Origin of the sequence: Planktotalea arctica (assembly GCF_002105285.1) — a bacterium.
Classification (GTDB): Bacteria; Pseudomonadota; Alphaproteobacteria; order Rhodobacterales; family Rhodobacteraceae; genus Planktotalea; species Planktotalea arctica.
On record NZ_MUHR01000006.1, the window covers coordinates 198,809 to 220,814 of the forward strand.

General features: G+C 54.7%; 16 protein-coding genes. 6 read left to right on the plus strand and 10 right to left on the minus strand.

Annotated features, from left to right (window positions below; genetic code table 11):
• Positions 1-8: 8 nt before the first annotated feature.
• The gene (locus B9P63_RS08240) at positions 9-866 is read left to right on the plus strand and encodes a DMT family transporter (RefSeq protein WP_085308074.1); all 858 of its coding nucleotides are present in this window, start codon (positions 9-11) and stop codon (positions 864-866) included.
• Here B9P63_RS08240 and B9P63_RS08245 read toward each other — a convergent pair whose 3' ends face one another.
• Both B9P63_RS08245 and B9P63_RS08250 read right to left on the minus strand, forming a co-directional pair.
• Entirely contained in the window at positions 867-1,874 is a 1,008-nt protein-coding gene (locus B9P63_RS08245; protein ID WP_245830588.1) for a GlxA family transcriptional regulator, read from the minus strand. It lies immediately after the preceding gene.
• A complete protein-coding gene (locus B9P63_RS08250; protein ID WP_085308075.1) occupies positions 1,862-2,782 on the minus strand; it encodes a bifunctional 5,10-methylenetetrahydrofolate dehydrogenase/5,10-methenyltetrahydrofolate cyclohydrolase in 921 nt (306 codons plus the stop codon). Before B9P63_RS08250 ends, B9P63_RS08245 begins: the two co-directional genes overlap by 13 nt.
• A gap of 583 nt (positions 2,783-3,365) precedes the next feature.
• Between B9P63_RS08250 and B9P63_RS08255 the strand changes: the two genes are divergently transcribed.
• Positions 3,366-4,895 carry an Ig-like domain-containing protein gene (locus B9P63_RS08255; RefSeq protein ID WP_085308076.1) on the plus strand — a complete coding sequence of 510 codons (1,530 nt, stop codon included), beginning with the start codon at positions 3,366-3,368 and terminating at the stop codon, positions 4,893-4,895.
• Positions 4,896-5,227: 332 nt separating this feature from the next.
• On the opposite strand, the gene B9P63_RS08260 is transcribed toward B9P63_RS08255, so the two are convergent.
• From B9P63_RS08260 to B9P63_RS08270, 3 genes are all read right to left on the minus strand, one after another.
• On the minus strand, positions 5,228-6,562 hold the full coding sequence (locus B9P63_RS08260; protein ID WP_085308077.1) for an ABC1 kinase family protein: 1,335 nt from the start codon (positions 6,560-6,562) through the stop codon (positions 5,228-5,230).
• 8 nt (positions 6,563-6,570) lie between these two features.
• On the minus strand, positions 6,571-6,786 hold the full coding sequence (locus B9P63_RS08265; protein ID WP_085308078.1) for a DUF2805 domain-containing protein: 216 nt from the start codon (positions 6,784-6,786) through the stop codon (positions 6,571-6,573).
• A gap of 202 nt (positions 6,787-6,988) precedes the next feature.
• Positions 6,989-8,428, minus strand: coding sequence for a DUF6880 family protein (locus B9P63_RS08270; protein ID WP_085308079.1), 1,440 nt, complete (start codon positions 8,426-8,428; stop codon positions 6,989-6,991).
• Between the two features lie 469 nt (positions 8,429-8,897).
• On the opposite strand from B9P63_RS08270, the gene B9P63_RS08275 reads away from it, so the two are divergent.
• The 4 genes from B9P63_RS08275 to B9P63_RS08290 all read left to right on the plus strand — a co-directional run bounded on the left by B9P63_RS08275 (position 8,898) and on the right by B9P63_RS08290 (position 11,963).
• Complete coding sequence (locus B9P63_RS08275) at positions 8,898-9,761, plus strand: hypothetical protein (protein WP_085308080.1); 864 nt, start codon at positions 8,898-8,900, stop codon at positions 9,759-9,761.
• A 180-nt stretch (positions 9,762-9,941) separates the two neighbouring features.
• Complete coding sequence (locus B9P63_RS08280) at positions 9,942-10,193, plus strand: helix-turn-helix domain-containing protein (RefSeq protein ID WP_085308081.1); 252 nt, start codon at positions 9,942-9,944, stop codon at positions 10,191-10,193.
• Between the two features lies 1 nt (position 10,194).
• Positions 10,195-11,496 carry a type II toxin-antitoxin system HipA family toxin gene (locus tag B9P63_RS08285; RefSeq protein WP_085308082.1) on the plus strand — a complete coding sequence of 434 codons (1,302 nt, stop codon included), beginning with the start codon at positions 10,195-10,197 and terminating at the stop codon, positions 11,494-11,496.
• Positions 11,497-11,765: 269 nt separating this feature from the next.
• Complete coding sequence (locus B9P63_RS08290; protein WP_085308083.1) at positions 11,766-11,963, plus strand: hypothetical protein; 198 nt, start codon at positions 11,766-11,768, stop codon at positions 11,961-11,963.
• Between the two features lie 154 nt (positions 11,964-12,117).
• Here B9P63_RS08290 and B9P63_RS08295 read toward each other — a convergent pair whose 3' ends face one another.
• The 5 genes from B9P63_RS08295 to B9P63_RS08315 form a co-directional block, all read right to left on the minus strand.
• Positions 12,118-13,527: a DUF6880 family protein gene (locus tag B9P63_RS08295; protein WP_085308084.1), complete on the minus strand. Its 1,410-nt coding sequence runs from the start codon at positions 13,525-13,527 to the stop codon at positions 12,118-12,120.
• 175 nt (positions 13,528-13,702) lie between these two features.
• Complete coding sequence (locus B9P63_RS08300; protein WP_085308085.1) at positions 13,703-14,425, minus strand: hypothetical protein; 723 nt, start codon at positions 14,423-14,425, stop codon at positions 13,703-13,705.
• Between the two features lies 1 nt (position 14,426).
• On the minus strand, positions 14,427-16,412 hold the full coding sequence (pglZ, locus tag B9P63_RS08305) for a BREX-3 system phosphatase PglZ (RefSeq protein WP_085308086.1): 1,986 nt from the start codon (positions 16,410-16,412) through the stop codon (positions 14,427-14,429).
• Positions 16,409-19,222, minus strand: a complete 2,814-nt coding sequence (locus B9P63_RS08310; RefSeq protein ID WP_085308087.1) for a DEAD/DEAH box helicase — start codon at positions 19,220-19,222, stop codon at positions 16,409-16,411. The genes pglZ and B9P63_RS08310 overlap by 4 nt, the downstream gene beginning before the upstream one ends.
• Positions 19,219-21,993, minus strand: a complete 2,775-nt coding sequence (locus B9P63_RS08315; protein WP_085308088.1) for a DNA methyltransferase — start codon at positions 21,991-21,993, stop codon at positions 19,219-19,221. Before B9P63_RS08315 ends, B9P63_RS08310 begins: the two co-directional genes overlap by 4 nt.
• Positions 21,994-22,006 lie beyond the last annotated feature (13 nt).

A 22,006-nucleotide genomic window follows, 5' to 3' on the forward strand; every position in this document is an offset into this window, starting at 1 on the left:
GCGCCCTCATGAGCGCGCTGACGCTGGGATTGATCGCGGCCTTGATGTGGGGGTTTCACGATATTTGCGTGCGCTTTGTCAGTCAAAAAGTGCCGCTGATGGCGTCGTTGATGACGGTCTTGTTCGTGGGGACGGCGTTTCATCTGACGCTCATGCTCGCGCAGGGCAGTTTTGCTGCGCTGCCGGCGCCTGTTGTGGGCGTGTCTGCTTTGTCCGGTGTGTTCTTTCTGGTTGCCAGCCTTGGCCTATATGGCGCTTTCCAGCGTGGACCCGTGCGGCTGGTCGCGCCGATTATTGCCAGCTTTCCAATTCTGTCGGTAGGCTGGGCTGCTCTTGGCGGGGCGCAGATATCGCTTGTGCAGTGGGGCGCGGTTGCGTTGATCATCATCGGCGTGTCCACTGTTGCGGCGCTGGCTGATGACAGCGCAGGTGACAACACGCTCGAGGCGGTGCCAAAGGGGCGTACGATCCTTTATGCGAGCATAGCGGCCTTGGGCTTTGCGGGCACCTTCGCGCTGGGCCAAATGGCGAGCGCGGCTGCGGGCGAGATGCCTGTGACTTTGGTGACACGTCTGGTCGCCATTGGCCTGCTGTGCGCGGGAATGTTGGCGTTTAGGCTGCCCTTTTGGCCAGGTGTCCAAGCCCTGCCGATCCTCGCGCTCATGGGGCTTGCAGATGGAATTGCGCTTTTGTGTGTGATGACGGCGGGGCATTTGGCGGATGCGCAATATGCGGCTGTGGCCAGTTCGACCTTTGGCCTGCTTACGATCGTGCTGGCCTGGGCCTTTCTGAAAGAGCGGATGAGCGCGCTGCAATGGCTGGGCTGCGCCGCCGCATTTTGCGGGATCGGCTATCTTGCGCTGTGATCAGCGTTTGCGCATTTGGGAAGCGGTGAGACCGTATTCCTGCTTGATTGCCTCATTGAGCGAGCTGCCCGAGCCAAAGCCCGTGGCAATCGCAACCTCGATCATTGGCATTTGGGTTTCCTCGATCAAGGCACGCGCGCGTTTGGTGCGCAGTTGTTTGTAAAAGCGCGCAGGCGTCAGTTCGAAAACGTTTTTGAACAAACGCTCCAGATGGCGGGTCGAAACGCCGATCTTGCGCGAAAGCTCGTTGATGTTGAATGGCGCATCCAGCGATTCTTCCATCGCCGTGACTGCGGCTTTCAGACGTGTGTCGGACAGGGCGGGCAGGGATGTGATGTCTTTGGGTTGATCTGCGTAAGCCTTGCGCATGACCGGCAGCAACAGCCGGTTGCCCAGTTCCGCAAGGTCCGCAGGTTTTAGCTGTGGGCCGATTAGCTCGATGACAAGCTCGGCCGTCGCGCCGCCGCCTGCGGCGGTGATCACATTGCCCGAGCGCTCCGCAAGGCGGTTGGTCAGGCGCGGATGCGTTTGCGCTTCGGCCAGCGCGGCGGCGTCGCGCCAATGGGTCGTCACATTGCCGCTGGGCGATTTGGTGCGCTTGATATAGCTGGTTGCGGCGTCCGAGAGCAAAACGCAAGGCCGCGCCAGCCGTGTCATCTGGCGCATGCGGGCCAACCATTGCGCATCGCGCCCGCTGCGCCCACCGACGACAAATAGCACATCTGCAAGGTGGTGATCTTTCACCGCTGGTTCTGCGCGCACGATCATGCCGTGCGCGCCATTCAAAAGCCCGGGCGTTTCGGAAATATAGCGCCAGCGAAAGGCGCGGATCCCCAGCACATCATTCGCACAGTCCAGCGTGCGCGCGATCGTAGAGACTTCATGGCCGCAAAACCCTTTGCCGACGAAAATGTCGATTTGGGCAATGCTGGCGCGCATCACTGCGAGGTTAGAGGGCGCGCCGCTAGAGCCTGTGCCCATCTGCGGCGCTCGGTTCAGGCCATCCATCCTGCTGCAATCTGCCGCTTGTGCGCAACGATCGCATTGCGCATCAGAATCGCAACAGTGACCGGACCGACGCCGCCGGGTACAGGCGTGATCCAGCCTGCAATGTCGCGCACGGCGTCAGTATCCACATCGCCGACAATCTTGTGCGTACCATCCGCATCAGTGATTTGATTGATGCCGATATCAATGACCGCAGCGCCTGGTTTGATCATGTCGGGGCCAAGGAAATGGGCGATGCCCACGGCCACCACGACCACATCAGCGCGCCGCGAGTGCATGGCGACCGAGCGGGTGAGATGATGGCACACGGTCACTGTGGCCCCCTCGGCCATGAGCATCATCGCCGCCGGTTTGCCGACGATTTCCGAATGGCCGATCATCACAATTTCGAGCCCTTCAAGCGATAGACCTGTTTCCTTGATCAACTCGACACTCGCGGCGGCCGTGCAGGGTGCCAGAGCCACATCAGAATAGACGATATTGCCGATGGAGGCCGGGTTCATCCCCTCCACGTCCTTGAGCGGATGCACCGCAGATTGCAGCGAGCGGATGTTGATGTGATCCGGCACAGGACGTTGCAGGATGACGCCAAGGATATCAGGATCATCGTTCATTGCGTGGATTTTCTGTTTTGCCTCGTCCTGGGTGATGTTTTGATCCCAGGTTGCTTGCTCGAAGGGGATGCCCGCGCGCTCAGCGCCGCGCGCCTGATTGCGCACGTAGACGGCCGTTTCCGGCACATCTCCGATGCAGATTGAAAGCAAGCGGCCAAGGCGCGGTTGCGCAGTGGTGTAATCGCGGCATTCAAGAAGTATTCTTGCGGCCGTTTTGCGGCCATCAATAGCCTTGTGGTGATGTGGGTTGCTCGTCAAGTTCTGGTCTCCGGAGGTGTCGGTTTGCGCGCACATAAGCAAAGGTATTCAAGGCACATTATTTCATAAAGTGCAATAAATATTCCTATAATGAAACTTATTTCACGCAGGCTGCATTGGTGTCCCCGCCGACCGTGGCACTCACGCGGTAGGGGCAATTCTGTGTTAAACGCACCGCGTCTGGAAACGCAACAAGCGAGGTACAGGCCGAGGGGCGGGGCAGGGCCAAGCGCCGCGGAAGCTCCGGACATCTTTCGTTTAAGGCGCTAAATGCGCTTTGCGGAACTGAACCTGTTTACCCGAAATCGGGGTAAGCGCGCTGATCTCGGGCACCTTATGAGAATGACCGAGAGAGCAGGAGCTCTGGCGCATAAGGGCGTGAAGGCCGACCTGCGCAGTCGGGTCCGCTGGACTAGCCCTTGATAGTTCAGACGTGGTGCAGACATCCCAGAACATAAGTGGTGCACCGTGTTCGGTTATTAAAACTGTGGACGTAACGGGATTTATCGCACCTCAAGCGGAGGTTAGGCTTTTTGAAAATAGTAATGTGCCATATTCGGGGGGGAGTTCGTGGCAAAATGGGTCTGTGAACTTTGGGTCACCGATTACGGAAGCACAAATGAACGTGTGCTTTGCTGATTATTCTGCATTTTCATTGGTGCAAAAAGGTGCGGATGCGGTGTCTTTCGCTGATCAGGACTTCATGGGCTTTGGCTACCGCACGACCACTGGCACTTGGGTGGAATTCATTATCGGAAGTGGAACCCTGGACCCTGCGGCGCTGGACACAACCGCGCCGACGGTCGTGCTTAGTGGCCCAAAAAATGCTGTCACCGGCGACTTCACGGTCAGTTTCGAGTTCTCAGAAACCGTGACAGGATTTGCGCCTGAGGACATCGTCGTCGTCAATGGAACCAAAGGCGTCTTTGCAGGCTCTGGCGCCAGCTACACGATGCTCATTACCCCAGAGGTGGGCAAAACGGTGTCCATATCCGTCGCTGCCGACAAAGCAGCAGATGCGGTTGGGAATGGGAACCTGTTGTCGAATGTGCTTGATGTGCAAGCGGGCTCTCCTGCGTCGGCTTTTGACGAACGCAAAGCTGATATCAAAGCTGTGCTTGTTGATGATGCCATCCGTGGCCTGCGAAGCACTGTCAGTGCCAACCAAAACCTTGTGCGCAATGCGCGGCTTCGGTTTGCTGATCAGGCCCAGCCGAGTGCTGTGTGTGGACAAACCCCGGGCACCTGCGGATCAGGTTTGGCTAGCTGCAATGTTGTTCCCTTTGATGTGGATGGCTCCGCACAGGCGAGTGGTGGAGCAATCAGCACGCAGGGCGAATTTTTCCAGCAGGTTGGCAACCTTGAAGGCACATATTGCCGCCTGTTCTTTGGTAATTTCAGCGTGCAACGCGATAGTGATACGGGTTCTAGCACCGCGACCTTGACCGCGCGTGTCGCATGGGAGCGTATGGTGTCTGCGAATACATTGCTGGGCCGCTTTGTTGGCGGTGATATTGCGCATAGCAACATCAACGGCAGCTTTACCGGCACTCAATCCCGGTTCGGTCTGACCGCTGGTGGCTACGCCGTCCACGCGCTTGGCGCGAACGTTTTTGCCGACGGTTTCGTGTCGTTCGGTGTTGGCAAGAACAACCTTGAAATGGCCGATAATGTGCTTGCGCTTGAAAGCGATTACTTGACGCGCACCGCAACAATTGGCGGCGCATTCAGCGGCGTTTATGCGCTTGGCCGCTCCGAGTTTCGCCCCGAACTTGCCTTCAGCTATGGCAAAACCTGGCTTGGTGATGTCGATTTTAAGGGCACGGCCTATGGTCTGACAGACGACACGCTAAGGCTTGATGCGGGCACCGTTGCCATCGCAAATCTGGCGCTGCGCCCCGAAGTGGTGTTTGGTCTTGACGGTGACAGTGTAAGCGAGAGCAATTCGTATATCTCGTTTGCGCCGCGCCTGATTTGTGAGCGCACAATAACAAGTGCGGTGGTCCAGCACTGCGGTGGCGGCGCTGAGCTTGGTTTTACGAGCACGTCCAAGGACAGCTTTAGCTCTGCAAACGTCAAGGTCATCATGGACCGGGTGGGCGATCGCACGCGCTCGAGCGTTGTGCTCAACGTAGAGCATCGCTTCTAAGCTATTCTCTGTGCAGAGTTGAAAAGGCGGCCCTTCGGTCGCCTTTTTTGTTGGCGTTTGACAGAGCTGCTTAGGTAAATCACAGGCCTGACCTAATTCGCTAACCAGCGGCTGGCCCAAACCTGTCAGCGCGGTGTTGAGAACGGTTAGGCTGTTGCTGATGTAGTGCCTATGTCGCCGCGCCGTAAAAAGCTGCTACCCGAAGTCACCAGTCGTGAGGTGTCCCAATGTAGAGCGTGACGAGTGGCCCTTCATGCCGCGATGCGGACAGTTAGGGCAACGGTCGTTAATGTGTAAATCCCTCTTGAAACAGGCGATTTTAACATCTTGGGTCATCGTATAATACCGCTATGAGCACGTAAAATATCTGCGACATCTACCTCGGCACCAAGTCGAGCGCCGAGCAAGAATAACCCTGCAAACTTGCGCTGTATCAGCAAGATTTCAACGGGCAATACTGGTGGAAGAAACCCGTCTTTATATAGTGCGAGACCTTCGGCTTGCAGTTGTTTTGAAAGCGTTTGATCGGTGAAATCAATCGCACCCCCATCGCGGATCATATCAAAGACTTGGTGGATCATTTGAACAATGCGTGCGCGATGTGCGCCGCCTGTGGTGGCATCTATCACCCCCATGTCTTGAGCTGCGATCATCAGGTCATCGGTATCGCCTTGAAGCCCAGCGCAAATCAACCGGCGGTATTTATCTGCGGTCCTCGGATCAATTTTGAGCACTGCCCCAAAATCGAGCAGGACAATTTTGCGGGTTTGGGGGGCATATAAATAGTTTGCGAAATTCGGATCGGTCTGCATCACGCCAAACTCGAATAATTCGGACAAGGCAAGACTGATAAGATCAGTCATCACCTGGTTGCGAATGGCTTGGGGTTCCGCTGCGACATCCTCGATCGCACCCCCGGCCATATAATCCATTGCGAGTATTTTTGAATTGGACCAATCGGTATGAACGGCGGGAACGGCAAACTGGGGTTCATCCTTTAACAGCTGTCCAAACCGGATTAGCTGGCGTGCCTCTTGGATATAATCGGTTTCATCGTGAAGTTGTTGGCGTGCGGCTTCAAGGTAGGGGGCCAGTTCAAACCCGTCGGGGAGCAGGCCCGACATCTTGATCAAGACACCGACGTTTGCGACGTCACTCCCGATGCTATTTGCCACCCCGGGGTACTGGATTTTTAACGCCAAATCGCGTCCGTCTTTCAGGTGTACGCGGTGGACCTGCCCAATTGATGCCGCTGCAATCGGATTTACGTCGAATGTACGAAAAAGCCTCGCCCAGCCATCTGGCAGATGTTCATTCAAAACCTGCTTTAGCTGTTTGGGCGGCATTGCGTAGGCGGCATCGCGTAATCGAGACATGATTTGTGCAAGCTCTGGCGGTAAAATGTCACCAGTATCCATTGAGACGAGTTGGCCAATCTTCATCGCCGCGCCGCGCATTTTCGAAAGTTGTTCTGTCACGCGTTCGATGTTTCGTGGCGTCAGCAATAGATCTTTCATAACGGGACGCTGGCCGCGACCGAGCTGCATCAGGCTTCCCAGCATCATGTTTCCGGCCACATTGCTTGCCATAGAGCCAATATGACCCAAACGTGCAATCCGCCCTGAAGGGATCATGACTGATTTATTATGATGCGGTTTTCTATCCATGCGGGAGGTTATTTATAGGTTTCCCTGCGGTCCCCAAAATCGCGCACACGTTTGCGCCAAGTTTGGTAGCTCCCGCGTTTTAGGGTGTTGCGCATCAATGCTTTCACGTCCTTTTCGCCGATCCCGTATTCAGCCTGAATTGTTGCAAAGCTGACGTGATCGGACAGCGCCATCTGCACGATGTCACTGATGTGTTCAGGGCCTAATTGTGATGTTTTAGTCATGGGAGGGAAGTAGCAGCGCACCACCCCAAATCAAGGTCAGGCAGGATTTGTGGGATTTTCTTCCTTAGCTTGATGGCGCCAGCAGTTGCATATGTCCTAGTAGGATTATCGTAGGCTCGCCGTGTCTGTTGCAACTCGATGCCCTCCTTGGACAACGTGGCCTTGGCAAGGGTATCTGTCACTTGATCGAGAAGCCTCGGCTCTAGCGGGCAGACGAGATTTTGCTCCAGAATGAAGATTTTCTATCATGACGGATTTCCAACGCATGGAAATAGCTCTGATGTGTTTGGTAGTGCCCGTAATCTGCAATCTGTGCATCAAGCAACCCGCAATCTAGCAGATGTTCTGCCGCGTGGACATAGCGCGCCGCGAGACCTTCACGTAGCGTATAATTGATCATGGCACGCCAAAGAAGAACCGAGGCCAGCGGATAACGTTCGCGCAGGGCTTCAGCTGCGGGTGTGAGTATCTCGTAGTGGTTGCCGTCCAATTCGTTAACGCGTTCCAGTATCAGTGCGGCTGCACTCGCATGGTCTGGCCATTCCAGGAAAAACCACAAAGCCGACGTTGCATCGGTGAATTGGAGCGCGTGGGCGCGGGCGTTATCCTCGGCCTCTATGTCCTCAAAGTCAGGTAGGGCTTTTATGTAGGAGCGCAGATAGCTGCTTTTCAGTGTCTTGCAAAACCGTCCCCAGCGATGAGTTTGGGCGTCATTCAATCGATCAAGCGCCATCAGGCAGGCGATAAACGCGTCGTCCCATGCTTCTTGCCGATAGACGATCCCATCAAAATCAGCGGCCTCAAGCAATCCGAGCGCCTCTTGTGATTTACCCTCGGCAAGCAAGAGCTGAGCGACTTCGGCTGCGATGTCAGGGCGGGTCAGATCATGCTGAGAATACTGCGCGACATATGCGTTGATGTCACCTTCTGCGATGGCAATGTCTTGCAGGACGGTCTTAACCCGCATCGCCTTTTGATCGGCGAGGTAACTGCTGTTATTGCTCCGTAATTCGCGGATAAAATGGATTGCTTCATGCTCATTATCGAGCTGATCAATTGGTGCGTCAGCATAGGCCGCAACCAATGATTTGAGGTGGCTAAATCCCGTTTCGCCCAGTGCAGGGGCAACATGCCCAATTATTCCATCAAACTCGCCATAACTGTTTTCAGAAACTGCTTCCCAAACGCGATTGGCAAGGGTCGCTGGATCAAGCACGGCATTCTCTGCAATGTCGTCAAAGGCTAATATGGCGGCACGAAACACGTCGCCGATATCGCCGCGGCTATCATCCGTGCGTTCATAGATAGACGGTGCGAGTTCACAAAACTGCCAAAGCAGATCGAATGCCAGTGTTGGATCCGTTGGTCCGATTTTGTCCGTGATCATATCGACTTGGGTCTGCAAATCCTTGATGAGAGCCTTGCGCTTACGCCATCCAACAAAGCTGGTGGAGCGCCGCAGCGAGACCAGCCTCTTGCGCACGTCACGGCCAAGTTCTGCCGGACCAAGCACGTGGCTCAACTCCAGTCGCAACCGCCGTTTTATATCTGCGCTACCGCCGCTTACTTCTAACAACAGATCTGCAAGGCGATTTGCCCCGAGCGCGCTGAGATTCGCTTGGTTCAATGTTTTCTTGGACATCTCGACAGTTTCGCACCCGAGCGCAGTGAAGGAAAGAGGTTGGCCGCAGCGGCAACTCAGAAATTAGATAAATCACTGTTTTAGCAGCATGCTCGCTAGGGTGGTCACGCAAAGTGACGGCTTTCAATCTTATTGAACTGGCGGCACCTTGAATCGAAGTCATTGAAAACACTGGAGGCGAGTACCGGAATCGAACCGGTGTACGCGGATTTGCAATCCGGAAGGAAGTTAACCGAAAACAAGGACTTAGGGGTTCAAAATACGCTCTGACAAGCAGGGAACAGAAGGCGAAAGTTTCAAATCTGATTTCGCTATTTCAAAACAAAAAAGACCCCGTCACAGCGGCAACTGTGAACCGGGGCCTGTTAGAAAAAGCCTGTCAGCTTTCAGAGATTCATAGCACGATTTCAGGCCGCATCGCAATTGTTCGATTGGCTTTCGTCGCCTCTGTAGATGGTGAGGTGGCCCGATGAGTTGGCGTATCGCAAATGAATGCGCAGAGCGTCGCTTTGGCAGCGCCGCGCGCAAGCAGATCATCATGTTCCTGGCCGACAAGGCGAGCGATGACGGCTCGGGCATATGGTGCTCCAAAGGAACGATCCAGCGCCACACAGAGCTTAGCGAAAGCACCGTCAAACGCACCATCATCGACTTCCTGCGGGAAGGCATTTTGATCGAGACAGGGCGGCGGCACTGCAAGAACGGTTACACGGTCATTTACCGCATTGTTCTCGAACGCGTGGCTTCGATGGAAACCACTGCGGAACCCGATATTTTGACGGGGGTCACTGTGAACCCCGTCCAGCCTGAACCCGGTACGGGGTCCACGGTGAACGGGGTACGGGGTTCACGGCGGACCCCAAACCATCCTAAAACCATCCATAAACCACCTACGCGCAGGCGCGAGGCGGCGGAGGAGGTTGAAGATCTTGAATCTGAGAAGATCCTGGCGGCCTATCCTGAGGACAGGATCCGAGATCGACGGACCAGTCTGCGTCTGGTCGCAGCGGCCTTGAAGGCAGGCGTTGAGCCCGATGACCTGCTTCAGGCGGTCAAAGCCTATGCCAAGGAAAGCGAGGGCTACACGCGCAGCAAGGTCTGTTTCTCGGACAACTGGTTCAAGATGCGTCGATGGGAGAAGGGGCTTACCCAGATACAGGCGGATCGCGAGAATGCTCGAGAGGCCGAAGTCAACGGCCGTACCCGGCTCGCTAGCTGGATCCATGAGCGTCATCCTATGTGCCGCCATATCACCAACCGGCAGATTGAGGATTTGATCTCTGTAAAGCTAGTGACGCCTGAGAAGGTGCGTGCGGCGGGGCTGCAGGCATGAGAGTTGTGGCTCAATTCGAGATAGGGTTGTCGTTATGTCAGAAACTCTATTGTTTTCTGAGATACGGCTCATGTTGAAGTTATCAGATATGGTCTTCGGATCATATATCTAAGCTATGACTTGTGGATCATATTGACACGTTATGATCTAAAGGTCATATTGATTGACGGGAGAACAGTCATGAAGCACCTCGTTCGCACGTCAAAAAATTTGGGCCACGCTATTCGCGAGGCTCGGAAGGCCAAGAACATGACCCAGAAGGAGCTCGCCTCGATGAGCGGGGTCTGGCAGGAGACGATCTCCAAGATCGAGAACGGCAGCGGTGGCACCAAGCTAGAAACGCTATTTGATTTGATCGCGGCCCTGGACCTAGAGATCACGGTGACCGAGCGCAGCAAGGGCGCATCAGACGGGCTTGAGGACATATTCTGACATGGGCCGCAAGCGCAGCTACACACCTCTGAACGTATTTCTGAACTCGCGGCTCGTGGGCCAGTTGGTCCGTGAGCCGTCTGGCGGCGTCAGTTTCAGCTATTCACCAGCTTGGCTCGACTGGGAACACCGGATGCCGGTGTCGTTGTCGTTGCCATTGCAAGAGACCCGCTACAGCGGCGCACCTGTGATGGCCGTCTTTGACAACCTGTTGCCCGACAGTGACCTCATCCGCCGAAGGGTCGCGGAACGTGTTGGAGCCGAGGGCGTAGATGCCTTCAGCTTGCTGTCACAAATTGGACGCGACTGTGTTGGAGCGCTTCAGTTTCTACCCGATGGGCAAGAGCCACAACCGATGTCTGAGTTGACTGGGGAACCTGTTGACGAGGATCAGATCGGAGCAATCTTGAGCGACCTCGATCTCGCGCCTCTTGGTATTCGCCGCGAGAATGACTTCCGAATTTCTGTCGCTGGCGCACAGGAAAAAACGGCCCTTCTTCGCAAAGACGGCCAGTGGATTGAGCCAACCGGCACAACGCCAACCACCCACATCATCAAGCCGCAAATCGGCAGGCTGCCCAACGGGATGGACCTGTCCGACAGCGTTGAAAATGAATACTTGTGCCTCAAGCTAATGGAGGCGTTTGGGCTTCGGGCTGCGAATGTCGAGATGGCGAAATTTGGCGACAAGAAAGCCTTGGTTGTTGAGCGTTTTGATCGGCGCTGGACGTCAGATGGTCGCTTGATCCGTCTGCCGCAGGAAGATTGCTGCCAAGCGCTATCTGTTGTGCCCACGCAAAAGTACCAGAACGAAGGCGGCCCAGGTATCTCGGACATCATGGAACTCTTGTTGGGTAGCGACGATCCCAACAAAGACCGGTACGATTTTTTCAAAGCCAACGTCCTGTTCTGGCTGCTTGGCGCGACGGACGGGCATGGCAAGAATTTCAGCGTCAGTCTTTTGCCCGGAGGGCGTTTTCACATGACGCCGCTTTACGACGTTTTGACGGTGCAGCCGACAGTCGACGCGAGGCAGATAGAGCGAAAATATTTCAAGCTCGCTATGAATTTCGGCAACTCGAACCACTACAAGGTGGCGAATATCGTGGGCCGCCACATCGTGGAGACCGGAGTTCAATCTGGCTTATCCCGCGCAGTCGTGCATGGCCTGTTCGAAGAACTACAGGAGACCTCGCACGCGATCGTTGAGGCCACGTTCAACCAGCTTCCGGAGGGTTTCCCAGAGGCGTTGCTGGGCTCGATCGACGGCGCGCTGAAGGCAAGATTGCACCTGTTGATTTGAATTTAATCGCGCTTGTCTGATGCGAAGATGCGACTTTTCCGGATCAAACAAAATCAGGTCAGGTCACTTAGCCATAGCTGGATCCTCAAAGTCGTGTTTCTGATTGCTGAACATAAGTGGGCAGCCGTGCAAGACGCGATGTGAGCACCGCTTCAACAGGAAAATCCCCCTGCGCTAGCGCATTCCTCGCGAACCAATTTTCCCGCTGACATCCCCTTGGTGCCCGCTTTGGGCATGTTCATCGAAACACTCAAAGTGAGGATCAAAAAATGGCTACTCAAACTCTGAAACTGAACGTCAAATCCGGCGAAAAAGACGGTAAGAACTTTTGGGACCGCTGCGGCGTCCTCTTCGTCAACACCGATGACAGCGGCAACATCACGTCGATCAACGTCAAACATAGCATGTTCCCAGACGCCGAAATGGTCGCCTTCCCGCGCCGCATCGATGATCCGGTCACCGAGTGAGCAGTGCGCCGGGGGCGGGTTTCCCGCCCTGGCAGGCTTGCAATGTTTTTGGGATCAAGATCTCCATGCACTCTGGTCTCGAGCCAACGGCAAACGCAATATTCAGGTCATGACCAACCCAACCGACTTCCGGGCGATTTCCTAGATGACCCATCTACTCAACTCGTCCCCAAAATCCGGTTTTGCGGCCATGTTTTTTGCGGAGTTCAGACAGATATGCCTCATGGCCCATAACATCTCTTGGCAACAAGGGGTCGGCGATTTGGGCCAATAGGGTCAATTTTCCCAAATACTTCGCGCCGTGCCCATAGGCTTTGGATCGTGCACTCTTGAGGATATCGTCAAGTAATGCGCGATAGAGGATTGTTGCAGCAGCAGGATGCTCATGCTCCAGTGTGCCTGCCGTTTTTGGCAAACTATGCCAATGGCTTCCATCCCAATTTGAGTAATTTTGAAGGATGACCTGTGCAGCCAGGTCAAGCCGTGGCCAATCGAGATAAAACCGCAGTGCCGTTTCCGGGACTGGGTGAGACAGGCCAAGTTTTAAGGCCTGTGTTTCGGCGTCGATATCGTCAAAATCCGGCAATATTTTCAGATATTCGCGCAGAATGTCAGCCGACAGCCGGTTCTCAAAACATTGCCAGCGCAGGGCTTGCGCAGCAGGTTTGTTATCCAATGCCTCCAGAATGCGCGCTTCGAGTTGGATCTTCCTCGGCGACAATTCATCATCCTGCCCCCTAGCGCGTGATCCGGGCTTGCGCACCCAGTCCAGCGCCTCAGTTGCACGCCCGACACCCAGAAGACGTTCGGCAATACCCTGCACGTCCTGCAAATGCAGTTCCTTGGCGCTTTCCAGCGCAATCAGCAGGTCAATGTCCCCGCGCGCCTCTGCAATCGTCTGCCGCATGTCTGACCACTGCGAGGTCATCGAATAATGCCAGCGATCTGTCGAAAGCTTGGCCTCTTCAGCCTTGCGCTCTTTAATTGTGGCGTTCAGGTCCTTGTCCCACTGCGCAAGTGTAGGCTGGGGCAAATGGGGTGCGACGGCTTTGGCAAGATCCGCCAGATAGCCATGGGTTGTTTCACCAAGGCGCGCCATTATTTTGTCAGGCAGCAAGGTTGCTTCGGACGCGCTCAGCTGTGCAGTCAATTTCCCGGCGCTGATGATAGCAAGGTAATAGACATCCTGAACGTGGCCCGATGAATCATCGACCCGTTCAAACACGTGTTCATGGGTGGCAATGAAACGAATGAACCGGTCTATCGCCATATCTGGAGCGGCCGGTGCCAGTTCCGCTTCTATTGTGTCTGTCAGGCTTTGCAGGTCATCACGAAAGGCGCGGGCTTTGTCCCATTCAATGAAGCTTTTGGCACGTTCCAGCCCCGACAGCCGTCGGTCGATCAGCTTTGCAATCCCTTCAGGCCCGGATTTCGCGGCTAGTGCCGCTTTGACCTGACGGCGAAAGCCAGCGTTGCGCTCGGCTTCATCCAGCACCAGTTGGGCAAGCTTTGCAGCAGGCAGCTCGGCCAGTTTTTCGATAGAAAGAGCGGATTTTCGGGGCATAGCTCAGATCACTTCTTCTTGCGACCGAACCTGGCGGTTCTGGGACAGGCGGGACAAACGGTTCTGGTTCAAATCAACGCGGAACATGGTTAATACTTTTCTGAATTTGGGGGGAGTGCCTTCGATCTACTTTTGCCTGACATAGGTCACATTGCTATCGCAACCATCGCTGCTTCTACTGTTCTGTGATCAGCGAAACAATTTGGTTTCCAGTGCTATCCGCACGTAAGTCGATGTCTGGTGCGGAAGACAGGACAAAACCAAGGTTCTCGCCAAGTCCAAATGGATAAATCACCGGTTGCGCCTCCAACGTCCCGAGCCCGACAGGACGCCCAACAGATTTAAGTACCGCCTTGGTCATCCAGCGCACCAGATCCGGTCCTTCCAGAGCGACGATTTTCTTTCGGGTGAGTGTCTTGCGGTTATCACTGCGATCGAGTGTTCCCCAATCGATTTGAGATTGAATGACCATGTTCGTCATTCTTCTCGTTCCTTCACGTTCACCGTAGATTTCGGCCATCCGACGATGCACCTCAGCCGTGGTGCAGTCGCCTTGAAGTGAGGTCAATCGCCCGACGATTTCAGCCACTTTTGCGAAGAAGGGATAGGTCACGATTGCCATCCCCCATGTGAGAGCGGCTGGCGACGTGGACGGCACTGATTGAAAAAGTTCAACGGCTCCTTGCGCAAACGGCTCAACTTCTTTCCGCGGTTCAAGCCAAAGTCGGTTCAGTACAGTTTTTGTTTTCTTTTTGGCAGCTAGTCCTGAATGCGCTTCATCCAACATGGCTTCAAGTTCGTCGGTCTCGGCGAGACCCGCTCTGACTTCCATCGCTTTTCTCGCCCAGTCGAGTCGAATAAAGCGGTCAAATCCGATCTGAGGTGCTGTGGATCTCATGTCATTCTTTCTTCATTTTAATCTTCACGAACGGCACAATCAGTTCCTCTAACGCCATCCCTCCGTGAGCAACAATCTTGTTTCCTTTGGGCACAAACGCGCCTCGTCCACTTGCATATAGCGGCAGGAAGTCGGTTGGAAGCCCAGGTCCGCCGAACTGAAATGCATCAATCCCGGGCGGAACAGAGGAGGCAAGGTCTTCGCTTCGATAGGCTCTGACTCGCTCACCCTTCAATTCGGATACAACACCCTGGCTGAGCCGTCCAATGCCCTCAGCATCAACGTTGCCGTGGTCAGCAGTCAGATAGATATGATACCCGTGCTTACTGAGCATGAGAAAGAGCTTTTCGATGAAGCCGGTATCGCACCATTCGCGAATTTGGCCTGTGATCCCGCGTTTGCCGAGCATTGCTCCGTGGACGATTTCATCGATCATGTCGACTACCAGACCGGCCACTTTTGTCGTTGGCTTCGAGAGAGCCTCCTCGAGCGCCTCCAGTTGTTCGGATCGCTTGAGCCCTTTCTGAAAGATGACTTCGGTCTTTCGAAGCCCGTTCTCTTGCCAGAACTTTGCCCAGAGTGAAGGCTCTTGAGCAGTCGTGGCCATCGATTTCTGGAATTCTCGCGGCTTAAGTCCAGAAAAAAGCGCCTGACGAGAGATAGATGTCAGCGTTGGTAACCAAGCGAAACAGGCACCTTCCTCAGCGGAAAACCCGGGGGACCTAGCCGCCAAGTCCTCCCGAATTTGAACCCACTGGTCCAGTGCTAGACCGTCAAACACTAAAAGGGCGATACGCTCTTCCCCAGAGTCTCGGCGCATGGCCAGATAGCGCGGCACATGATGTACCATCACGGGTGCCTTAGCGACTGGCAGAGAAGGCAAATCCGCAAAGTGCTTAAATACCCAATCCTTTAGGCGTACGTCGGCTTCCTTCTGCAACGTTTCGATCTGCCGTTGCAGGCCGTCTGCATCCGCAGCTTTCAGCTCATTAAAGCGATATAAGAGCTCAGCCAGACGACGGGCCGCTTCCACCCAGTCTCGATGCGAAGCGCCGGTCGAAGGCAGATCTGTTGCGATCCGTTTCGCGCCTTCTGACACCAAGTGGGTAAGTGCCTGTGGGTCATCGATCAGCCCCACCCTTATCCAATCGGGCAGATCGTCAGGTTGGATATGTGCCTCTATGGGCTGAAGAGCGCCTTCGAGGAACATGGTATCAATGATGACCCGCACATCGGGGTGATCGAATGGTACTATGGGCGTATTGCTTTCAGCTGGCTTCCCCTCGCTACTGGGTGTCTCGACGCCATACCGCACAATGAAGCGGGACCACGCATCCTGAACTGTGCGAACCATAAAGGCTTTGGACTTAAGTAGTTCATCAATTGGCAAGGCATTTAGAGGCGTATCCCTTAAGACTGCTGCAACATGTTGTGCGAGAAGTTCGGGTAGCCCTGTACCACGATAGTGGAGCCGCAGAACTTCGCGCCAAAAATCCTCTGGCCTGCTCAGTAAATAAGGGCTGAGCCTAAAAATATGGGTAAGGATGAAATCTTTGGTCGCCCCCTCCCCAAGAGGCTGTGCCGTATGCTTTTTGCAAGCTTGAAACAAGGCCTCGTGGTGTTCGGAGTCGATTTGCCGGACGACACCATAGCTCAGCTTGGGGAAAAGATCAGCCAGGCTCAGATTAAGTGTGCGGGCTGATCTGATGTAGTCCCAGGGGAGTGAGTTGAGGTCTGTGCCTCGCAGTTGCAAGACCAGCGCCTTTGCCGTTCCTTCCCTGCCAGTATCCCATGCCGCCCGGTAGCGCTCCTCATACTCAGTCCTGAACGAAACAGAGTCTTCGAAGGGCAGGACTTCAAATCCGCGTTCACGAAGGCCGTGCAAGATGCGTTCATCCAAAAGGAGTCCATCCGGATCACGAGCGATCCAGAAGCGTGAAAGATCGGCAGGGAACTCCTGCAGGATGCGGTCGGTCCAAACACTCATTTCTCACCATCCGCTAACTCGCCAACGCGCAAAACGAGAAGTGCATGCAGATCTGGCGAATAGGATGCCGCTGCCTCTAGTTGCGCCATCCGCGCCTCATGCTCGCTCTGGAGACGTTTCCTACGATAATCACGAACCGTTTGAAGCCCAACCCTTCCTATTGCTTGGTGGCGAGCTTCGAAAGCGTAGAGCGCGCGTCCGCGCTCTTCCTCAATCCTTGTCTTGTGCTCTGTAACAAGATCAGAGAACACGCGCTCACCTTGAGCGATGGCAGCGGATTTCGACCGCCTAAACCAGTCGTGTGGGTCTTGTGTTGCATCAGTTTTGATCTGTTCGACTTGTTCCGTGAGAAGGAGGTCCCAAATGCGCTTTGCAGTGGGCTGGAAGGCACGACCCTCGTCATTGACGAACACGGATAGAAAGCGGCGACGGCTGAAATCGTCAGCGGCTAGGCTGATTTCCCAAAGTGACCAAACACCTCTGACGCTCTCAGGAAGTCCAACTATGCGCACGGCAGGTACAGGCTGACCAGAGATGCATCGAGGCAGATCCGCAATCAACGCCTGTGCCCGAGGGTCTTCAAGCGTCACCCATTCGATTTCAGGTCGATCTGCTGCGGTTCGCGCGTCAAAGCATACGGCGGCTGTCTCGCTGCCATCGGCCCAACGTATCCGCCAGGCATCACCTTCTCTTGTAGCTTCTCCTCCACGGGCTGGCAGTCCAGTCGTAATTGCGCGCTCAAGCCAGAACTGAGCAGGATGGTCACGCCACTTTCGCGCGTCATCCGCATCCAGATCGTGCCCGTCAGCTAAAAGATCGCTACTCTTCCGGCTTTCCGTCAGCGTGGTTCGAAGCTGCTTCAGGACTGCATCGCACTCGGTTTCGATCGAAGCAGGATCTTGAAGCCCCTGAACGAAAAGCTCATCGAAGAGAGGCTCCGACTCGACCGAATCCATCACATCAGCAACTTTATCCACGCCAAACTCTTCGGCGATTATCGCAAGTTTGGCTTCGAGTACTTCCCGAACGCGATGCTCGACCGTGTCTTCGAGCACGAAATTAATTGCCCGCACAATATGAGGCTGACCGATACGATCCACGCGGCCAATGCGTTGCTCGACCCGCATAGGGTTCCACGGCATGTCGAAGTTGACGATGATGTGGCAGAATTGGAGGTTGAGCCCTTCGCCGCCAGCGTCCGTGGAGACCAGAATACGTACGTCCCCTGAAAATGCCCGCTGAGCCCGGCCACGTGCTTCCAGATCCATACTCCCATTGAGCGTCGTGACCGAGAAGCCCCTGCTCTCAAGGAACTCCGCGAGCATAGCCTGTGTTGGAACGAACTCGGTGAAGACCAAGACCTTCAGTTCAGGATCGTTTTCTTCCTGCTGAATCTTGTAGATCTGCTCCAAGAGCGCTTCGGCTTTGGCATCAGTTCCCTGTGCCTCGGTTTCTTGCGCGAGAAATAGGAGTGCCTCTACGTCTTTTCGCTCATCGCCCAAAGCTTCAAATGCCACGGCGACATCAATCTGATCATCACCCGTCAGCTCATGCCAATCTCCGACACCGTCCGTAGAAAAAAGCTGCAATTGACGGTGATCATCATCCAGAGCAAGAAGCCGCCTTTCCAAGGTTGCACGGATGGCCGCAGTGCTAGATGTCACCAACCGCTGCATCAGGATCATCAGAAAGCCGATGTGTCTTTGCTTGGATGCCATGGCCTGATTGTAGCCGTGACGAACGTATTCAGTGACTGCTTCGTACAAGCCTTGCTGCGCGCTGTGGCGATCCAGCCATGCAACTGCTTGTGTACGTGTCACCCGGGGCTTGAACAAAGGTTTACCTTCGGCATCAATTGCCAATCGTTTTTCGGTTCGGACGACGAAGGGGCGGACACGATCACTGGATATGCTATTCTCATCCGGAAAGGAGTCACGGTCGAGGAGCTGCATCAGGCGGTGGAATTGGTCGGTTTTGCCCTGGTGTGGCGTTGCGGAGAGAAGCAAGAGATATGGCGCAGCTTCGGCAAGTGCTGCGCCAAGTTTGTAACGCGCAACCTGGTCGGTGCTCCCGCCCATTCGGTGGGCTTCATCTATGATCACGAGATCCCAGGATGCCGATATCAAGTCTTCGAAGCGTTCACGGTTATAGGTGCTCAGCTGCTCCGCACTCCAGCCGCGCCGACCTTCAAGCGGCTTCACGGAATCCAGCGAACAAATCGCTTGATCGTGCAGCCGCCAAAGATTTTCCTCGTCATCGCGAAATTGCCGATATGCGGAAAACTCGGACGGCTCGATGAATTGGAAATTCTCACCAAAGTGAAGGCGCATTTCGGCCTGCCATTGCCGCACCAACCCTTTCGGTGCCACGACAAGAATCCGCTTTGCCATGCCGCGAAGCTTGAGCTCGCGCAGGATCAGCCCGGCCTCGATGGTCTTGCCAAGCCCAACTTCATCCGCCAGCAGATAGCGGATCCGGTCCCGGCTCATTGCGCGGTTCAGAGCGTAAAGCTGGTGGGGCAGTGGCACGACGCTCGATTGGATAGGTGCCAGAAGCAGGTTGTCCTCTAGGGCATCCAAGAGCTTTGCCGCTGCAGCCGTGTGCAAGATTTGGTCGACGGTAGGTCGGACTGCGTCGAGCGGCCCTAGCTCACCCGACCGGGCACGAACGACAGCGTCTTTGCCCTGCAGCCAAACCCGATATGAGGTCTCGCCCCACATTTCCTCCCGGTCCACGACACGGCAGGGTGCGGCATGTCTTTCATGCCAGCACCACGCGCCGATGCCATAGTCTTGGGGGGCCTGTGTCACGCATCAGCCTCTGTGCGCGTTAGCGCCTGATCATACCAGAGCAGGAGCTTTTCATCCTCTTGCAGCGTCGCGTCAGGCAACTTCTCGGCGATGCCAATAATCGTTTTGTAGTCCTTCGCCCCCCAAGCCGTCCTGAAGCCAGCGCGCAGCACTTCAAGGCGGGATTCCTTTAGCTCACGCTTTGTCGCTGTCTTGTAAGCCTCAAACTCCTTCAGCAGCGAGCGCTCGCGCTTTTGCTCAAGATCCTTTGCCTTGTTAGGGTCGGGTACGAACCAACGGTCCTTGGCCTTCGCCTTCAGGCGCGGATCTTCCTTCTCAAGGCCACGGAGGTCCTTGAAGTTGGTCGAAAGGTAGCTGTGGATCTGGCTTGGCACCTCGCCGTTTCCGTCGAAGCGCAGGAAGTTTTCATCTAGCAGGGCTGAAAGCTCGGGCTTCTCTTCATGCTTTTTCCATCCAGCTCCGACCTGAGTTGTAAAATCAGGGTGCACTTCTTGATAGGTGGAAGGCCGTTTGCGCAGGAAATCGGTCAGCCAGTCAATTGCAGAGCGTTCGTCAGAAACAAACAGCTCGATCTGGGGCGCTTGGGCCGACTGAGCGCGTTTGCGGTCGTACTCAGTAACCTGTTCTGAGAGGAAGACCATTCCATCACGTTCGGGAAAACGACTTCGCAAACCGTCCAGGAACTCTTCGGTAGAAAGTGGAACTGGAAAATCGTGGCGTACAAACCATGCGACCATGTGATCGTAAATCCTGCGGGGATCTCGTTCGACAACAAACTCCAGCACGCCGTTCTTTGTCTTTGAGATGGAAAGCTGTCGAAGATGGGTCTGTACAAAATCCCATGCTGAGTCTGGCGCTGCACCACGCTCAGCTAGGCGCTGTTCAAGGCCACCATTGGGCTTGTAGGCGGAGATCACCAGATCTTGTTTGACTGCCGTTGTTGAGGTAACCTGGCGATAGCTGCCTTGGACCTTATCCAATGCAGTCACTTCGGCTACGACGAAACCCGCTTGTTGCAGCGCAACTTGGATCGCGTTCCATACAGACGCCTTGCTGTTGGAGAAGACGACTGTCATCCATCGGCCGGGCTTTAACACGCGATAGTATTCTGCAAAGCAACTCTGCATTAGATGTTGGTATTCTGGCAGCGCCTTCTTTTTGAAACGATCAATGATGGCTTCTGGTTCGGCGTCGGTTGTTACACCGTGCCACGACTCGACTAAAAAATTTAGGTCTGCGTAGTAAATGTTCTCGCCAAACGGTGGGTCTGTGAAGATGTAGTCAACACTCGATTTTGGAAGAGGTAAATTGGCTGCTGTTCCAGTATTTATGGCACTAAACCCCGTTTGGGTTCTAAATCTCGAAAATGTGGTTTCAAGGCGCTTTAGCTTGCCTTCTAGTACGTACCACGGACTGGGTTCTGCGTGTTGTGAGGCGACGTAGTACACTCCAGTCATAAATTGATTTACCTGAGAAAAACCTGTCGGACGATATCTGTTCAGCAGTGAAGTTGTCCAAATAGACTGTTCAACCATGAACAATAAGTTCCGTCGCGTTTGTAGGTTTGGGTGAGATTTGGCCAACTTCCAGAGTAGACCAACGGCTTGTGCAGCTCGAGGTAAAAAGAAATTGTGAAGATGTGTGACCCCGGCGAGGTCCATGCGGGCTCGTTCGTGCGTCATATGCATTGGCGGGATTTCAATAGTTGGCATGTCAGCGGGAAGACTGAGTTCCGATATCTGCCTTAAGACCTCAAAGTCGGCTGCGTCAGGCTTCTTCTCATATCTTGTTTTGCCTACCTTATAGATGACCAGCGAAGGAGCACGTTTGGGAACATCAATTGGCTGCCCCGTGGAGGGGTCAATTTGCGAAATACTCAGTCTATCAAGGGCTTTCTTTGTAAGCTCCGAGCCGCAATGTGGGCAAGGAAAGTTATCTCGAACGCGCTTCGTTTTTGGGTCGAGAGCTTCGTCAGTAAAATTCACTTCTCCAGCACATTCAGGGCAACTGTAGAGCTGGCTCCAGACTGTGAACTCAATGCGGCCTTTAGTCTTACCGTCAGAATGCAAAGTTCCGTACATCCAACCGATTTCACGCTCGACATCGCGCAGCAGCTGTTTACCTGCCGTTGCAAAAGCGTCGACGTCGAATGGCAAGTTGTAATTGGCACCAATAAACGTTGCAGCAGGCGACAGATCGTTCAGCACTGCACGTCGCGCCCCCCATTTTGGGGCGGCTGTCCCAGCCTTCTTCCATTCCATTTCAAGCTGGTGGCGGTACGCAGAAGGGGCGGTCCCGCACCACTGCGCGGCAACGCCTGTCATACCAGACCCGGAAAATCCGTCGAGAACAACATCGCCCGGCTCGGTGAAATGTAGGATCGACGGAACGATGGCAAGGTGGGGCACCTTCGTATGGTAGCTATGCGCCTTATAGATCGCATCGGTTTTACCCACCGACACGTCGATCGCCATCGGTTCGCGTGCGTATTCAACGGCAGGATCGTATGGCTTGCCATAGTGCTCGACATACTCTGTCAGCCATGGGTTAGGGCAAGCGGTGTAGTAGGGCGGATCTGACATGGCGAGGATCGACTCATCGGCCCCCACCGGGAAGCCTTCTTGATCACGAAAAGTGGGATCTTGCAGTTTCTCAGCCAGTAGGGCCAAAAAATGATCCCGTCGCGCGTCATCACTCGAGAACGTAAGTCCGAGGCATTCTACTTCACTCGACTGATTACCTTTTGTTGCTTGGTCTAATAGGTCGTTCATTTGATTATACCTT